This window comes from Rubripirellula amarantea (assembly GCF_007859865.1).
Taxonomy (GTDB): Bacteria; Planctomycetota; Planctomycetia; order Pirellulales; family Pirellulaceae; genus Rubripirellula; species Rubripirellula amarantea.
Window position 1 is genome coordinate 334,840 of record NZ_SJPI01000002.1, and the last position, 16,353, is coordinate 351,192.

Consider the following 16,353-nt stretch of genomic DNA (forward strand, 5'->3'; position numbering starts at 1 on the left):
CGACCGCCTTTGTCAACGAACCAACGCGTCGATATCGAGTTGCTTGTGCGACGAACCGTCAGCGTTTTCGGTCGCGAGTTCGTTTGTGCTCAATCAGCGGTCAGCTCACTGAGCGAGTTTATCGATGCCGAACCTGCCAAGGCCAATACCGTAAGTGACGATTTTGACAGCGAAGAACGCGTGCGATTCGTTCATGAAACGCTGTGTCGCCGGATGGCAATAGAACCTCATTCTGTGACGCTAGCAATCGTCAATGACGATCAGCTCACCGAAGCCTTTGCGTATCAGCCAAGCCGCGATGATTCAGCCGCGGAAGTTCAGGTCAACTCGCTAGTTGCCGACGACGATCTGCGATTAGTGACCACCATTGCCAATGCGTTGGCGTTTCACGTCTGGACCAAACGCGGTGATCGAGACTTGGATACGGACCCGCGGACAACGATGTTGCTTCCTGTCATCATGGGGTTGGGCGTCTTGGTTGCTGACGCGGCTTTGTACGACGATCAGTGGTCCACCGGCGGATGGTCGGGTTGGTCGTTGTCACGGTTAGGGCACTACAACGCCATGGAAGTTGGATTCGCAATGGCGTGTGTTGCAACACTTTGCGGGGACGATAAGCCAGCCTGGATGACGAGCCTGCGTCTGGATGCTCGAGCGACAGCCAAGCGGTCGCTCCGATATTTTCGAGATCTACAGTCCAAAGGCGGCGAACGACTACTGGATGCGTCGCGAGTGCCCAGTGAAACCCGCGAGGAGTCCGTATTGGCGAATTGGATTGCGGGTGAGGATCCCGATTGGGCAGTCGCAGCGCTGCGCACGGTCAGTCAACGAGCGGCGGTGGCGGATACTTATCTTTCGAGTGCCGTTTTGGATTCGACCATCGCTGCCACAAAATCCACCGACCAGGCTGTGCAAACGTCTGCGATCACCGCGTTTGCGTTCGCGAATCCCGAGTCAATGTCGCCGGCGATTGAATCGGCTTTGATGCGACTAAGCAAGTCACGCAGTCCGCAAACGGTCTTGGCGGCGATCGAATCCGCGACCGCTCTGGGGTTGCCGCACGGTTCATTCCTGGACTCGGCCGATTGGTTGTTGCAGCGAGAATCGTTTGATCAATTGCCGGTCGCCGATTGGGTTCGGCGAGGTGGAACGCAATGCGTGGTCCTGCAGCCAGTCATTTGCGCCCACCTAGTCGATGCGATTCGATTTGATCACCAAGTCGCCATGCAGGCGCTCGCTAGCTGCCTCAGTTCGATCAGCGACGATGTTGAAGCGGTGATCCGCCGGTATGTGCGTGATCCGGAAATGCAAACGCGAGCACGGGAGATCACGCTTCAACAATCGAAATGAGAACAGTAAACGGATTTCGTCCTGCGACGCTTTTCACCGCAGGCGTTTATGGGTCAGGCGTTATTCCTTAGACCACCCAATCTCGTTCGGGACGCGAACACAACAGATTGGCTTCCGGATCGTTGACGAAGGTTTCCGTCTTGGGGTCTAACGTCAATGTCCGGCCCACGATCCACGAAATGGCTGCGGCGTGGGATGCGATGTGCGACCGACGCATCACCGTTTGATTTGCGTTGGTAGGTTTCCGCGATCGGATGCAGTCGAAGAAATTTTCAGCATGGATCGAGACGTCTAAACCGCGAACTCGCTTGCTACCTTCGGGCAGCTTGCTTTGCAGTGAATCCGGTGTGACGACAATCTCGCCACTGTCGCCTGTTTCCACGGAGCCTTTATCACCCACGAAACGCACCGGACAAGTGCCCAGCCGTGTGATGTAGTGAGGTGAACGATCACCAAAGGGTTCCTTCAAGAAGTCGACAATCAACTTCACACCGTTTTCGTACGTGCAAACGATCTTGTCTTCTTGAGGTTCGTATCGAATGGGCATGGTGTCATCGGCGTCGTTGGCCCATTGGCACAGGTCAATAGTGTGAGCACCCCAATCGAGAAGACGTGCCCCGGAATCAAAGTCCCAAATTCCTCGCCATCGACCGTCGACATAGCTTTGGTTGAACGGTCGCCAGGCTGCGGGACCGAGCCACATGTTCCAATCGCACGTTTCCTTGTCCGGAGTTTTTTGTGCGGGCAGCCACGCATTGTCCATCACGGGTACATAGACCGAAGCGTGGAGAGTGTGGATTTTGCCCAACGCTCCTGACCGAGCAAGGTTCACGGCTTGCTCGAAATTGGGCACGCTGCGTCGCTGGGTTCCCGCTTGAAAAACGCGTCCGGTTCGGTCCATGGTGTCGGCCAGACGCTGGCATGCTTCGACCGTGATGCCGCAAGGCTTTTCGCTGTACACATCCTTGCCGGCTTCGGCAGCCAAGATCGAAGCGGCCGAGTGCCAACGGTCTCCGGTGGCGATCAACACGGCATCAATATCCTTGCGATCTAGCAGCTCGCGAAAATCGCGGTGGATCTGGCAATCTTGGTTGCCGTAGGCATCATCAACAAGTTTCTTGCCTTTTTCGCCTCGGTACTTTTGCACTTCTGACATGGCAACACAGCGAATCTGGTCTGACTTCAACATCGACGTCAGGTCGTACTCGCAACGGGGGCCGAAGCCAATCACGCCCAAGTTAATCTTGTCGTTGGGCGAAGCGAACGCACTTCGCATTGGCAAAGCAGCGAGAGCAGCAGCGGCCAGGACGTCGCGGCGCGAAGGCAGGAAGGGGGTGCAGTCAGGCATGATCTTCTCCGAGATGGCGGGACGTTGACTTCAAGAATCCAAGTCAAGCTGCTCAGAATATATCACGCCGCAGAGACCGACGTGGGGTGGGCACCGACGTCGAATTGCGTTCCCTGTTCCTGTTCCTGTTCCTGTTCCTGTTCGATGTTTGTCCTTCGCATGCAAACACCATCGCTCGAATCGCGACACGTTTACATCGGCGCATAAAAAAAGGAGGGCTAATGGATTAGCCCTCCGATTGGTGACCGGCAAACAGATCGAACCTAGTTCTTCTTCGGCGGTTCGATGTCCTTGGTCGCGCCACTGCCGGTTTGGGCAGCTCTTCGGTTTTCGCGCTGGATAGCGTCGTAGACCTCTTGGCGGTGTACAGGGATCGACTGGGGAGCTTCAATACCAAGGCGAACTTTGTCGCCTCGGATATCGACGATTGTCACCACGACATCGTCCCCAATCATGATACTTTCGTCTCGGTGGCGGGAAAGGACCAGCATGGTGTCCTCGGGATGATCTGATTGAGAGGCGGATGGATAACTCGCGGGCTTTCGTTGGCCCCGAAACATTGACCACCGTTCGCTTTCCTCATGAAAGCGATGCGGCGACAAAGGGTTTGATCGACCGCACCCGCCAGCTTATTGACATGCAAGCATAGAAGTCCGCCCATACCGATCGTGCGGGATGCCGCACATGGCCGCACAGATTAGATTGTTCGGTATGCGCCGCGTTGCCATTTCGAGTTGGCTCATTTTCATTTCGCGGCTTATCAAGTCGCATGATGTTGCCATGCTGCGGCAATCGCGTTTTCAAGCTAGGCCATGCCCTCGTGTGCGCGCACTCATGGATCAGCGTGTCGCCGCGTGTGTGTCGCCGCGTGCGTGTCGCGGCGTGCGTGTCGCGGCGTGCGTGACGGCAGCGCACGGGAACTGGGGCAGCGAACTCGGTCCACGAAAAAAGCCCGGTGAGTGGTCTCACCGGGCTTTGAATGTTCTACTTCGAATCGCGTAAGCTACTTCGAATGGAAAGCGTAGTCAGCGTTGTACGGATCGAAGTCCTTGTCCGTTAATCCAACGTTGGTCTTGAGGTCGAGGTAGTTGTATTCCTCGATCACTTCCAACGGTGCACCCGGACGCGACGGCCAGTCATAGGCGATGTAACGGATCGGCAGGTTGTTCGCGTCGTCGATAAAGACTTGAGCTTGGTGAAAGTCCAGGCCTTCCACTTTGGTGGGGCTGGTTACCTGCAACACGGTGCAAGTTCGATCTTTCACTCGAGCGTTCTTGCGAAACTCGCATTGCACGTCGGGTTGTCGTCGAGCGTTCTGGCCTCGTTCGATGAGCTTTTCGATAAGATTTTCAACGCCAATCTCGGTCATGGGATAACGTTGGCCACGCATCGCCAACATTCCCGTTGGGGGAATCGTGACGGTTGGCAGGAACTTGCCTTTGAATCCGCCTTCGTGCGCGATCAGGTTGCCGTTGTTCTTGCCTTCCACATAGATCACTTCGCGACCCTTCACCGACGAAGGCTTCAGGAAGCTGATGTAAACGCTTAGAGGTTGGACGATTTGTCCGTTGCGAACTTTGCGGTTACGGACTTTGACGTTCATGAACTCATGTTCGCCCAGTTCACCGTTGATGCGTTCTCGCTTGACCAGCATCGCGGTGTAGTCGTCGACATTTTGTTGACAACTTAGCAACCCGGTGCGAGCCATTTCTAGGGCGCGGTCGAGCGGATGTTCGTAAGCGGGCGTTGCTTCCAAGCTTGCGGCGTTGGCAACGCGGTGAACGGGTTCGGAAAGCCCCGCGTCTTCAGCGTACGACGGAGCGGCCGTGAATAGCGATCCCGCAATGAGTGCGAATCGGCGGCGGTTGATGTTCATCAGAAAAGCATCCTTGCTTTGTGTTCTTGAGTGACCAGTCATTTGATCAGTGACCAGTGAATGTTCGGGCGACATCCCCTTTATCGTCGGAGATGCTAGGCGTTGGTCAAGTCAGTCTCCGTTAAGAGCCCTGCTTGCCTAGCCGTGCCAAACGTACTGATCCGAACGAGTCGTCTGCTCGAAATTGCGACTCAAGGTGACTCTACCGAGAATGCACGGTCTTAAACCAGGGCAGTTTTTTCATGCTTTTGCTCATTTTCGAGCATCTCGTTGGACGATCCTCATAATCGGCAAACTCTTCCTGGTTTGCCCAGACGTCAAAACCTCATTCCGCTGACCCTCGGTCGTTATGTACTCGTTAGTTTCACGATCGCGTTTAACGCTATGGCTCATTCTGGTGACCGCTTTGTCTGCGACGTCGGTGCGGGCGCAAAGCATTGGTTCGGACTCAAGCGATGATTGGTCGCCCTATCGCCGTAGTGTCTCGACACCCGAAGCGAAAGCTAAGCGAGCGGCATCGCAAGAAGTACGCTGGGACGCTCCGGTGAGAGTTGCCAACTACGAACAACCATCGAACGATTCTGTGGCTATCGATGGTGCCAATCAAGACGCATCAGACTTCGGCACATCGCGACTAGAAGCCAGCGGCAACCTCGGTGATCCATCACTGCGAACGTCTGCCGGTGATGAACAAGCGGCGTCGTTCAACCAATTCACGCATGGTGGTTCGAGTATGGGATACGTCAATCCCGTCCCAAGTCATCGCGTGATCCGAGCACCAAACCGCAATTTGAGTAGCCATCAAGGAAGTTCGCAAGGCGAACAACACGCTGGTCTAGGACTACGGCATCACCTGAGCGATTCGGACCAAGAGCATTTGCCACCACCGCCGCTGCATGGTGAACACACCAAATTCAATCCTAAGAAATGGATCGGTGGTCCGGTGCAAAATAGGCCTGCGACGATTCCCAATGCGAAGCAGACCGGCACCTGGAAGCAACCGTACTCCTACGGCTACTTCGGTGGCAGCGGAACGCGTCACTGGAGCAAGAACTACGGATACCGCGACCGAACAACTGAATTTCGCTATCGATAGCAACGAGGCTTCTGGTTGCTGGTCGCGTCGCTCAATCTGCGGCTAAGAACTTCGTCAGTGCCTCGGGTGCATCGTGAGTGTATTCGATATCGGAAGACTCTTTGGCGGCGAGCGCCTTCACTTGAACCTTGTTGGCTTGCCACTCGTTGTCACCCGCGATGATCGCGTAAGTAAAGCCTTTCTGATCGGCGTACTTCAGTTGTGGCCCCAGTTTCTTTGGTTCTGGATAAATCTCGGTGCCTATACCCGCCGACCGCAAGTTGGTGGCCAATTTCAGATAGTCGTCGCGGTGCGATTCGTCAAAGTAGGCGATCATCACGGGGGCAGGCGTGGAAGCTTTGGGTAGCAAGTTTAAGGTTTCCATTGCTGCGACCAAACGATCGAGTCCCAGCGATGCACCGATCCCTGGCAGGTGTTGTTTGGTGTAAAGGCCAGCCAAGTTGTCATACCGACCACCGCTGCACACGCTGCCAATTTCGACCAAGTCATCGAGCGTGGTTTCGAAGATCACGCCCGTGTAGTAATCGAGTCCCCGTGCGATCGACACATCGATCTTCAGGCGTCGTGTGGGAACTCCAGCGGCCACTGCGCCTTCGTAGATACTCTTTAACCTAGCGATACCCTGCGCGGCCTGCTCATTTCCGGCCGTGACGTCCGGCAACATGGCGAAGATCTCTTCCGGTGTTCCGGTGCAGTCGGCGAGACGCAAAACAGCAGCAGCTTGTTCGTCGCTAATCTCGGCAGCCGACACCATTTCGGCCTGCGTTTTTTCGCGGCCGATCTTGGCGAGCTTGTCGAGACTTCGGAGCACCGGAACGGTTCGATCGGCAAGACCGAGTCCCGCTAGCAGTCCCGTTAGAATTACCCGGTTGTTTAAGCTGATTGTGAAAGCGTCAAAACCCAGCGCAGCTAAAAGCTGATTGATGACCGCGACGGCTTCGATGTCGGCAAGTTCGGATTCAGTCCCGATGGTGTCGAAATCGCATTGAACGAATTCACGATAGCGGCCCGCTTGCGTATTTTCGCCTCTCCATACCGGTGCAATGTGATACCGCTTAAAGGGAGTGCCGAGGGTACCGATGTGCTGGGCGGCGAAACGAGCCAGGGGCACGGTCAGGTCAAACCGCATTCCTACATCACGTTTGCCGTTGTCTTGGAACCGGTAGATCTGGCGATCCGTTTCGTCACTTCCTTTGCCCGTCAAAATTTCCAGGTGTTCGAGCACGGGCGTGTCGATGGGGGCAAAGCCAAACGATCGAAAGACCTCACGTGCCGTTTGCATCATCTGCTCACGCGGCATCATCACGTCTGGTAGGTAGTCGCGAAAGCCTTTAAGCGTGCGTGGTTGAATCATAGGACGTTGGAAAAGTGGTGTGGGAAATAAAGGGGCGAGGCGTGATCGAGTTAGCAGCGTCAAGCCAAGGGTAGGCTCGATGGCTTGCGGCTTCGCAGAGCATGAGACGATCCGCGGCCGGGTTCCGGGAACTGAGGTACGAACAAGGCGTCGGCGTACTCGTCGATCTGTTCCGGCGTTTCGAAGTACTTCTCGTAGCACCAATCGTCTTCGAACTCGCACTCCACGGTCGTGTAGTCTCGGCAGATCTGCGGACGCGTCTCGTAGATTCCACATCGGTAGTCATCTTGCAAGTGCTTGCAGGTCGTGTGAACCAGCAAGTACCAGGTTTCGTCATCAGTGAAAATCGACGCTCGGTCGTGCAACAGGTACCATCGCATGAAGTCGAAGTCGCGACGATTCGCAGGAGTCTCGATCGCCAGGGCAAAGTAGTGACAGCACTTCGCGGTGCAGTGTTCGCAAAGATTCTCGGACTCGGGAAAGTCACTGCGGCGGCGTCGGGTCGGTGGAGCGAGTGCGGACATGGAATTCCTGCGTCAAATGTGCGTGTCGTGGAACCTGAGAAACTAGCAGAGCTTGGGGTCGGCAAAAATGCCCCCAGCGGGAACAATACGACCTGCGACTTGCTTGATTCGTGCGTGATCCCCCAATCTGAGTTTGAAATCCTGTGGAAGTTGTTATTACCGCTCTAGGCCCTGACAACGTCGGGCTGGCTGATCCCATCATTCACCACGTCACCGGCCGAGGCGCGCGAATCGCCGAGATCCAGATGTATGACCATGATGAAGAGCATTTGTTCGCCATGATTTGCCGGATCGACATCGATGCCGCCGAGTTTGACCCGCTGCAAGATGCGATGCGTCAGATCGGCGAACACACCAAATTGGCCATCCGGGTTTGGAGCAGCGAACGTCGTCCGAAAAATCCGCGGTTGGCGATTTGTTGCACCTATATCGAACACACGCCTCGTGCCGTTCTGGAAGGTGTGGTCGATCGTTCGATTCCGGCCGAAGCCGCAGTGATCATTTCCAATCGCAAGAAATTGTCCAAGCTGGCTGACGAGTTTGACGTGCCGTATCGATTGATTGGTGATGCCAACGGAGTGGCCGATGACGCGGCGATGGTCGCGGCGCTCGACGAATTCGATGTCGACTACGTGATCTTGGCTCGGTACATGCGAGTTCTACCGGCGTCGACGTGTTGGCAGTTTGCCGGCGGCCGGATCATTAATTTGCACCACGGCTTGCTGCCCGGGTTCCCGGGTTTTCGGCCCTATCACGATGCTTACAACGCGCGGATGTTGACGTTCGGTGCAACGTGTCACTTCATCATTCCCGAGCTTGATGCCGGCAATCAAACGATCAACCAACGCACCTTTGCCGTTTCCCCTGGCACACCGATCGACGAAGTGATCGCGCAAGGCGAAACTGAAAACGAACCCAAGTGCTTGGTGGAAGGCGTTCGCCGCGTCGTCAACCGTGAAGTCTATTTGCACTTTCATCGTGTGGTTGCACGACGCTGATCACCTAACGCAGATGACCAAATGCTGTTCGTCAATCGCTATTTGTGAATCAGTTTTCGTCTCGCGATGTTCGCTCAGCGCTGATCACGGGTCGTTCAATCTCGCAAGGTGGAACTTACATTGCGTCGATAACGGCTCGCTTGAGCCATTTGACTTCGCTGGCGATATCGTCAGCGAGACTTTGTTTCTTCATGGCCGCCGGCATCACATTCCAGGCGTACGTTTCGATTTCTAGGTGACCGGTGAAATCAATCGTCGATTTCGGATCCGCCAGCGCCTTTAAGCACTGCGTGATGTCCGCGTGGCTAGTCGTCAGGTGTTCGAAGCGTTCCAGGAAAATAGGAACGTGGAAATGGACGATCCATCGTTCGTCGCCCCAAACGGGATCACCATCCGAAGCAATTCGAGACAGCAATTCGGGCAAGTCCTCGGCCAACGCAAACGAATTGTCCGCCAATCGTCGTCCGGTTTGATGCAGGTACCGGTCCTCGGCAAAATGGCTTAGCTGTTCGATCGCCTCGCGTCTTCGGTGATTGGACATCGATGACCAATCCCCCACAATCGCACTGCTTACTTGAACCTTGCCGATTCCGATCTTGGCTTGAGTCAGGCGATTAAGTACCTCGGCTTGGTTTTCCATCATGACTGCCGAATGGCAAATGTCATGGCAGACCATGATGTACTTGCGCTGAATTTCCTCGGGCAGTTCTTTGGCGAAGAAGTCGATCACATCGTCCGTCGTCTGCAAGATGCAGCCTGGTTCGGGTTCAATCGCGACGATGATCTTGCGTCCGGTGTCGTGGTGCAACTTGGCCAAGAAGCCGGCCAATTGTCGCAGTTGTTCGCCGGATTGCCCGATACGGTCTGCTTTTTCTTCGGCCGTCAGCGACCGATCGGGCCAACCAATAGGTAGCGTGCTAATCGTTCCGACCTTGTCGTCATCGGGTAGCAGCGCTGACAAGATTCGAGCGAGTTGCTTGGTATAGTCGAGTCGTTCTTGTTGCCACCAACCGGGAACGTAAACGGATTGCTTTACGACGGGCTGGTGAAAGTTGTCGTAGGGAAAACCATTGATCGTATAAGGACGAAGCTTCAGGCTTTCTAGATACTCACGAAACGGGTGCGGGTCGTTGACCAGCGATGTTGCCGCGGTGGAAGGTAACCAAAGTCCGACACTTAGTTCGTCCAGGTGCGAGGCCGCTCGAGCGCCCGATGCGTACGTCGACAGGTTTGACTTGATGGTGGCGAGATCGGTGCCAGCATGCACGTTCGTGCAGTAACCGATGATCCAATCCTTGGGAGACGACATGAATGAGAGAGCCTATAAGTTTCGCATCAGATGGGAACGCGTTCTGCGGTCGCAATCGTCATGGTGAGGGGAGATCTAGCTGAATTACCAACGGTTTGGTCGACGTGCAGCCTACCGTTTGCTCGGCACCACGTCCATGAAAGAACTCGAACGGTCCAAGCAGTGCCAACTTCGCTGGCAAAATAAACTTGGTGAGCCGCAATGGAGGCTTTGTTGGTGGGGTTGATCGAGGCAAGCACCATCGGTCGCAGTCCAAGATCATCCCGAGAGTGAGTCGTCAACACATACTCCAACAACCGTCGGTAGATGCCTCGCCGTCGATGTGACTTGGCAATGAAGGCAGCGAACAACCAAACCTGATCGTCATTCAAGTGAATCCTGACCCCAAGTTCTGACTCGTCAAACGATCCGCTCGCGATCCAGACGCCACCGATCGCAGTCTCGCCGTCGTAAGCTAGGCACGCGCGGTGTTCCGAAGCGGTGTCATCGGGTTGGTAATGCGTTAGCCGAGCAGCTTCGGCTTTCTCTGATTCGTCGACACACCATCGGAATGTGATCGATTCTTGATGGTCGCTCGATGGGCTGTTCAATGCGGCTGCGCTGGCCTCGCCGGGACACCGAAACTCAAAAACACGGAATATCCGCATCCTGAAAAGCTTCGCGGGCACGATGCGATTGACCACGATTCCTATGGAATACCACCAGCCGCGGGCTTGGATGCGTCCCAACATGCTCAAGATTCCTTTGATCAGCTTGCCCTAATACCGCCATACCTAATTGCAACCGGCGTTCATAAACGACACTATAACGGGATCGCAATCAGAGTGTCACGGGAACGGAAAGGACGGGTCAGAGTTGTCTATTTACGTTGGAGTCGATGTCGGAGGAACCACTAGCACCATTGCGATCGGTGATGAGGCGCGAAACGTTATCCGAATATCGAGCCAGTTTCCGACGCGGTCCTTGGTTGGACCTGAAGCCACCGTTGCGGACATCGTTCAACAAATCGCCATCGAATTGGCGGCGGCCGGTCGGTCGGTCGACGAATTGCACGCCGTGTGCTTGGCTACTCCGGGGCCTGCGACGTTGGACGGAGTGTTAATGCAAACTCCCAACCTTGATCCTTCGAAGTGGAACCGCTGCCCGATCCGAAAGATGCTGCAAGCGGCCGTAACGAAATCGTTGAAGGCGGTCGAGGTAGCCTACATCGGCGATGGTCAAGCCGCGGCGGTCGGCGAGTATTGCATCCGGACGGAACGGATTCACTGGGATCAACTGCCACCGATTCCCAAGCCCAACCAAGGCGGATCCGAGATTGATTCGTTGTTCTTTGTAGCGGTGGGTACTGGACTCGGAGGCGGTGAAGTTCGTGCCGGTTTGGGCGTTCAGGGTGCCCAGGGCAGAGCAGGCCACGCCGGCCACATGCTGTTGCCGCCATTCGCGTTTCGTTATCCCCACGATCAACAATTGTTGGTTGGCAATTCGATGTGCACCGCTGAGTCAGCGATTTCACTCACGGCACTAACGCATCAACTTGGGTACCGACTGACGTTGCCACATTGGGCTGATCACCCACTCAACCAGCAGGACTGTTCGTTGCGAGACAAGGCGAAGCAATTGCGAGAGCTAGCCGCTGAAAGTGATCCGCTGGCAGTAGAACTATTCGAAGATCAGGCCAAAGCTCTGGGGCTGGTCATGTTAACAATCAACTACATGGGCGACTACGATTGCCTCGTGATTGGCGGCGGTGTCTGCGAGATGAGCCGTGGCATGCGAGCAAGGTACCTCGACTTGGTTCGTGAGAGCTACGAAAAACACGCGCTCGATGGATTCCGCAAATACGAGCACATTGGATTTTCCGTATGCGGTGACAATGCGTCAGTGATCGGCGCGCTGGCACAATCCTACGGAGTTTGATCGCGACCGAGGTTCACTTTGGTTTGCATGTTCACTGAAAGCAACTCTTTGCGTGCGAGTGGTTCGCTATGCGAGAGTTGTTGCCAACGCAAGTTACTTTACGAATTGAGGGCGGACCGGCGGACTCGAAACGTTGTCCGGCAACGCGTATCGGAGAGCTCGCTACAGTGCCTCGTCGATGACTTCACCGTTGGCTCGTGTTCCCAGAGCGCCCCACAGGCCAAACGCGCTGGCCATTCCGGGAACTGATTTCGGGTTGATCGAGCTGCTGTTGTTGCCCGTTCCCCACTCGACATAAAGGGACACGCCCCGCGAATCGCCCGCGTCGATGGAGTCCGTGATGTAAGTGACCGCGCCGTCGCCCATCAACACGTGGGCACCACCAGCATGTCGGCTGCTGGCCGAGTAGGTGCCGGCGCTGTTGTCGTTGGTCGTCACCGTGCAAATTTCACTGTTGGGTGGCAAGATCGTTTGAAACGAGGTGTGGCTCATGAAGTGGTTCGCCCATTTGTAACCCCTTCGACGTTCCACATCATGGACATTGGTGTCGTCAAGCCAAAACGTCGGTCGGTCGGGGTGATTCAGGTTCGCGTCAATGCACGCTTTGGGATTGTCGGCCACCGCCGGTGCAGCCGTGCCGCTCGGCCCGACCTTACCCGTCGTTCGCACATCCAAGTCGCCCAAATCGGTCGCAATCTCGCCACACATGATGGTGTTGGACAAACCGTCGAGGCAATCACGAAACCTCATCACTTTGCGATTCACAAACATGCCTCGGCACATCTGCCGAACGCGAGCCTCTCGAGTTGCATCTGGGCCCATCGCATCACTCCATTGCGACGCACTACTGTCCCACTCGACCAATCCTTGGTTGACGTAGTGCATCGCATCGCCAACGCATGCGGCGTAGTTGGTCCGCCCTTGAGCCGGCAATCCGACTCCTGGATCACTGGGACATCGCAGCATAGGAATCTCGGTCATGAACGGTTGATACGGTTCAGCTTCCTCGTTCAGCAACGTCCGATCGGGACGCGGACCCATCGGCTGAAACGTCACTGTCGGCGTTGTGACGTAGGGTTTGGAAATCGTTTCCCATAAGCCTTGCTGTTCGATGAAAGGCAACAGCCCGACAAGAAAACTCAAACGCAAGCCATTGTTTGCGCGAATTCCATTGGCGGGACTCATGCCAGGGCTACCGTTCCCTCCGATGCGAGTTCCCGTGCCATGGGTGGGCAGCCGTTTGAATGCTGCGTGATAGTTGTGGATCCCAATGCCAAGTTGTTTGACATTGTTACTGCAGCTCATTCGCCGCGCAGCCTCACGAGCCGCTTGCACCGCGGGCAACAGCAGGCCTACCAAGACGCCGATGATAGCGATCACGACGAGGAGTTCGATCAGAGTAAAAGCGAGACGAGAAGTACGAACATTCATGGTGAGATTTCAAACTTTGTTCAACTGTTTACAAGGCTATCCATCCCGACCGGTTCCAATGCATCCGAGTCTACATTGGAAGCGTAACTTTCACCCACTTAGTCCGCAAGGTTCGCAAAGCCAGGGGTGTGAATGCGCACCCGAATTGGCGAACATAGCGGCGGTCTGATGTACCGTAGTTTCCAAAATCACAGGTTTTATTGATGTCCCAGTGGCTTACCGTTAAACAAGAAATGTGCGAAATCGGGCGACGCATTTACGACCGCCGGTTTGCCGCGGGAAACGATGGCAACATCTCGGTCCGGGTGGCGCCCAATGAAGTGCTTTGTACACCAACCTTGCACTGCAAAGGGTTCATGAAACCGGACGATATCGCAACGATTGATATGTCAGGAAAACAAATCGCTGGTGAAAAGAAGCGATCCTCCGAAGCTTTGCTGCACTTGGAGATCTACAAAAAGCGATCGGACATCAACAGCGTCGTTCACTGCCACCCGCCCCACGCAACCGCGTTCGGCATCGCTCGCGAACCCATCCCCCAAGCCGTTCTGCCCGAAATCGAAATGTTTTTGGGGGAAGTGCCCATCACAAAGTACGAAACGCCGGGCAGCCAGCAGTTCGCCGACACAATCCTGCCGTTTGTCGATCGAACCAACGTGATCGTCTTGGCGAATCACGGAACCGTCAGCTACGGCGAAACAGTCGAGCGGGCGTATTGGTGGACGGAGATCCTCGATGCCTATTGCCGAATGTTGATTCTTGCCAATCAACTTGGCCGGGTGGCGTACCTTAGCGAAGCGGAAACTCGCGAGTTGCTTGAAGCCAAGAAAGCGTGGGGATTCAGTGATCCACGCAATTCAGAGTCGATGAAAGATTGCGATATACGCCGTCATGCAATTTTTCGACAAACATGGGCGGTGTCTGGCGTTGAACAACGCGTCTTCAAATACACCGAGGAATCGTCGGCTCAATCAAGCGGCGAACCCGTCGATCCACAGAATGAAGAGTTCATTCGAAAGATCGCCGCGGAAGTCGTGCGACAGATGAAAGCTTCGGAGAACTGCGACAAACCAACGGGATAGAAGGAGTGAAGTTGCGCTATCCGTGACTGACTCACTATCGAAGCAGTGCCTCGTGATGGGGTGGACAGGAAGTTTAGAGGACGCATTTTAACGGCTGCAGATTCGTGTCCTGTCACTCCCTCACGAGGCACTAACGGTTTCACCATCGGCGACCGATCGAACGATCGGGTTGCCAGATGTTCAGTTCAGAAGGCGGCTGACCCGCAATGGGGGCTGAGTTTGCGCTCTAAGGGGCAGGCTCCCGGCGCGTTGGGTCAGTGCCAATCACTTCGTTAAGAACAACATTCGGTGGAACGTCATCTGGTGGAACGTCACCCAATCGGACTCGCCAGGTCGAAGACCCGCGCTCGGTGACCTTGCGATTCGGGGACCAATGATTCGAAACCCAGCGATTCAGATCGCTGCGATTGGAACCCTCGCCATCGGGCCACCAGGGTTCTCAAATTCAGCGAATCACGACCAAGATTTTGGCAGTGATATCTGGACCGTTGCTGACGTTCATCATCGTCGCCATTTCGCGATTCAGTTGAGCGAAGTCCAACTGGTCAAGTTGCTCAACTAGGTTTTCCACGGAACCATCCTGGCTCACCAACTCGACGGCACTGCCGGAGTGATGAATGGCAGTCGGATCGAGCTCGGCGCCTTCGATCGTTTGCAAGATCGGGGCGTTCGTGGCAAGTGTCATCGAGACCGAATCAATGCCGGCCTGGTCCGACAGCAAGTTCATGTAGAACTGATCGAGGCTTTTCGCGGGGGCTTCAAGGTACATCAGAGAAACCGCTTCATCGACGCCTACGCCCACGGCTTGGGTCGCCGTTCCGGCAATGGCTTGCGTGATGGGTTGGTTATCGAGTGAGCTAATTGCAGCTTCGCGAAGTGCTCGAGAAACAGCCTTCGCACGACGACCTTCTTCCGTCTGACGAACATCAAGCACCAATACGGCGGCGAGCTTTCCGGATGCTTCACTCCGAGACATCACGACCAATGGGGCAGCCTCGTTGACCGGTGAAGTCGACCTTGGCGTTGTGTTTGCTGGGTTAGGGGTCGCCAAGTTGCGGTTCGCGATCCCAGGCTCTGATACGCTCGGCATTGCTGATCCGGCCAGCCGATCTAACTTTGCAGTCTCGATCTGCGGAACCACGGCACTGTTCGAATCGGGGGTTTCCACCTTGTCCACGCTGGGCACCCGTGCCAAGGCACTATCAGTCGCAGGCGATCGTTGGGGACCCATGTCTTCCGATGTGACAAGCGAGTCCGGTGAGGGGAGCTCCGGTGTAACGGTTAGGGCGGAAGGGTCGAGTGCAGCCGATCCCGGTGCCGATGGTGCGATCGCAACGCTGTTATGCAACGCGTTTGGTTCAGTACGTGACCCGATAAAAATCGCCAAACCGATCGTGGCGGCTAGACCGACAAGCACGGCAGCGATTCGTTGAATGGATGAACCTTGCGCTTGCGAAAGCGAGATCATCGGTTGCTCGGATACTTTGACCAACGGATGATCGTCAGCCAGTCCTACTTCGCGAGCACGAGCAACGGCGGCTTGCATCACGCGATCCGAGAATCCCGCATCAAGCTTGATACCGGAATCTTGTGAAGCAACTCGTTTGAGGGCGTCTTGGATAAGACGCATTTGGTTGAGCCGAGCCATGAGGTCGGAATCGTCGTGTAAGAGTGTTTCGATTTGCGCGCGTTCGTGATCTTCGAGGGCATCATCGAGATACCCACTTAGCAACGAATCGACGAGTTCATCAGAAAGGGACATTAAACAGGAACCGTAAGGGGCGAGACGCAGACCCAAGCTTGGTAGCTCTCCGCCAAAACAATCCACTTATCACGACACCCTCATTCTAAGCCCGCCACTCGAAAGACGCGGTCATTCAGGGTCGCTGCATGATAGTCTGGATTCAGGACCGGCTGTGGCTGCCACCGGGCAGCGCTACTTTGGCCTTCAGGGGTTGGGATGACTAGAAGGCTTGCAAAGTTCCCCGGTTCAGGGCAAGTTCAGCTCATTTATCGCCGGAAAAGCTGGGAAACGGCGTGAAACTTTGCTCTTTGGTCGGTCTTTAGC

The 16,353-nt window shown here is 55.4% G+C and carries 14 protein-coding genes; 5 read left to right on the forward strand and 9 right to left on the reverse strand.

Annotation, left to right across the window (positions count from 1 at the left end; all coding sequences use genetic code 11):
* Positions 1-9: 9 nt before the first annotated feature.
* On the forward strand, positions 10-1,350 hold the full coding sequence (locus tag Pla22_RS14740) for a hypothetical protein (RefSeq protein ID WP_165440684.1): 1,341 nt from the start codon (positions 10-12) through the stop codon (positions 1,348-1,350).
* Positions 1,351-1,417: 67 nt separating this feature from the next.
* On the opposite strand, the gene Pla22_RS14745 is transcribed toward Pla22_RS14740, so the two are convergent.
* The 3 genes from Pla22_RS14745 to Pla22_RS14755 form a co-directional block, all read right to left on the reverse strand.
* Positions 1,418-2,698 carry a Gfo/Idh/MocA family protein gene (locus tag Pla22_RS14745; protein ID WP_146515607.1) on the reverse strand — a complete coding sequence of 427 codons (1,281 nt, stop codon included), beginning with the start codon at positions 2,696-2,698 and terminating at the stop codon, positions 1,418-1,420.
* 263 nt (positions 2,699-2,961) lie between these two features.
* Positions 2,962-3,189: a carbon storage regulator CsrA gene (gene csrA / locus Pla22_RS14750; RefSeq protein WP_146515608.1), complete on the reverse strand. Its 228-nt coding sequence runs from the start codon at positions 3,187-3,189 to the stop codon at positions 2,962-2,964.
* Positions 3,190-3,701: 512 nt separating this feature from the next.
* The gene (locus Pla22_RS14755) at positions 3,702-4,574 is read right to left on the reverse strand and encodes a DUF1571 domain-containing protein (protein WP_146515609.1); all 873 of its coding nucleotides are present in this window, start codon (positions 4,572-4,574) and stop codon (positions 3,702-3,704) included.
* A gap of 397 nt (positions 4,575-4,971) precedes the next feature.
* Between Pla22_RS14755 and Pla22_RS14760 the strand changes: the two genes are divergently transcribed.
* Complete coding sequence (locus Pla22_RS14760; RefSeq protein ID WP_146515610.1) at positions 4,972-5,670, forward strand: hypothetical protein; 699 nt, start codon at positions 4,972-4,974, stop codon at positions 5,668-5,670.
* A gap of 31 nt (positions 5,671-5,701) precedes the next feature.
* On the opposite strand, the gene hisS is transcribed toward Pla22_RS14760, so the two are convergent.
* Positions 5,702-7,024 carry a histidine--tRNA ligase gene (hisS, locus tag Pla22_RS14765; RefSeq protein ID WP_146515611.1) on the reverse strand — a complete coding sequence of 441 codons (1,323 nt, stop codon included), beginning with the start codon at positions 7,022-7,024 and terminating at the stop codon, positions 5,702-5,704.
* Between the two features lie 59 nt (positions 7,025-7,083).
* A complete protein-coding gene (locus Pla22_RS14770) occupies positions 7,084-7,548 on the reverse strand; it encodes a YkgJ family cysteine cluster protein (protein WP_146515612.1) in 465 nt (154 codons plus the stop codon).
* A 143-nt stretch (positions 7,549-7,691) separates the two neighbouring features.
* Between Pla22_RS14770 and Pla22_RS14775 the strand changes: the two genes are divergently transcribed.
* Positions 7,692-8,546, forward strand: a complete 855-nt coding sequence (locus Pla22_RS14775; protein WP_146515613.1) for a formyltransferase family protein — start codon at positions 7,692-7,694, stop codon at positions 8,544-8,546.
* Between the two features lie 115 nt (positions 8,547-8,661).
* On the opposite strand, the gene eboE is transcribed toward Pla22_RS14775, so the two are convergent.
* Positions 8,662-9,855 carry a metabolite traffic protein EboE gene (eboE, locus tag Pla22_RS14780; RefSeq protein ID WP_146515614.1) on the reverse strand — a complete coding sequence of 398 codons (1,194 nt, stop codon included), beginning with the start codon at positions 9,853-9,855 and terminating at the stop codon, positions 8,662-8,664.
* A 26-nt stretch (positions 9,856-9,881) separates the two neighbouring features.
* Positions 9,882-10,586 carry a GNAT family N-acetyltransferase gene (locus Pla22_RS14785; protein WP_146515615.1) on the reverse strand — a complete coding sequence of 235 codons (705 nt, stop codon included), beginning with the start codon at positions 10,584-10,586 and terminating at the stop codon, positions 9,882-9,884.
* A gap of 124 nt (positions 10,587-10,710) precedes the next feature.
* Between Pla22_RS14785 and Pla22_RS14790 the strand changes: the two genes are divergently transcribed.
* Positions 10,711-11,772 (forward strand): ROK family protein, encoded by a 1,062-nt coding sequence (locus Pla22_RS14790; RefSeq protein WP_146515616.1) that lies wholly within the window; start codon positions 10,711-10,713, stop codon positions 11,770-11,772.
* Positions 11,773-11,934: 162 nt separating this feature from the next.
* Here the strand turns inward: Pla22_RS14790 and Pla22_RS14795 are convergent, their stop codons facing one another.
* Positions 11,935-13,203: a DUF1559 domain-containing protein gene (locus Pla22_RS14795; protein WP_146515617.1), complete on the reverse strand. Its 1,269-nt coding sequence runs from the start codon at positions 13,201-13,203 to the stop codon at positions 11,935-11,937.
* A gap of 203 nt (positions 13,204-13,406) precedes the next feature.
* Between Pla22_RS14795 and Pla22_RS14800 the strand changes: the two genes are divergently transcribed.
* Positions 13,407-14,285 carry a class II aldolase/adducin family protein gene (locus Pla22_RS14800; RefSeq protein WP_146515618.1) on the forward strand — a complete coding sequence of 293 codons (879 nt, stop codon included), beginning with the start codon at positions 13,407-13,409 and terminating at the stop codon, positions 14,283-14,285.
* 445 nt (positions 14,286-14,730) lie between these two features.
* Here the strand turns inward: Pla22_RS14800 and Pla22_RS14805 are convergent, their stop codons facing one another.
* Positions 14,731-16,047: a hypothetical protein gene (locus tag Pla22_RS14805; protein ID WP_146515619.1), complete on the reverse strand. Its 1,317-nt coding sequence runs from the start codon at positions 16,045-16,047 to the stop codon at positions 14,731-14,733.
* Between the last annotated feature and the right edge of the window lie 306 nt (positions 16,048-16,353).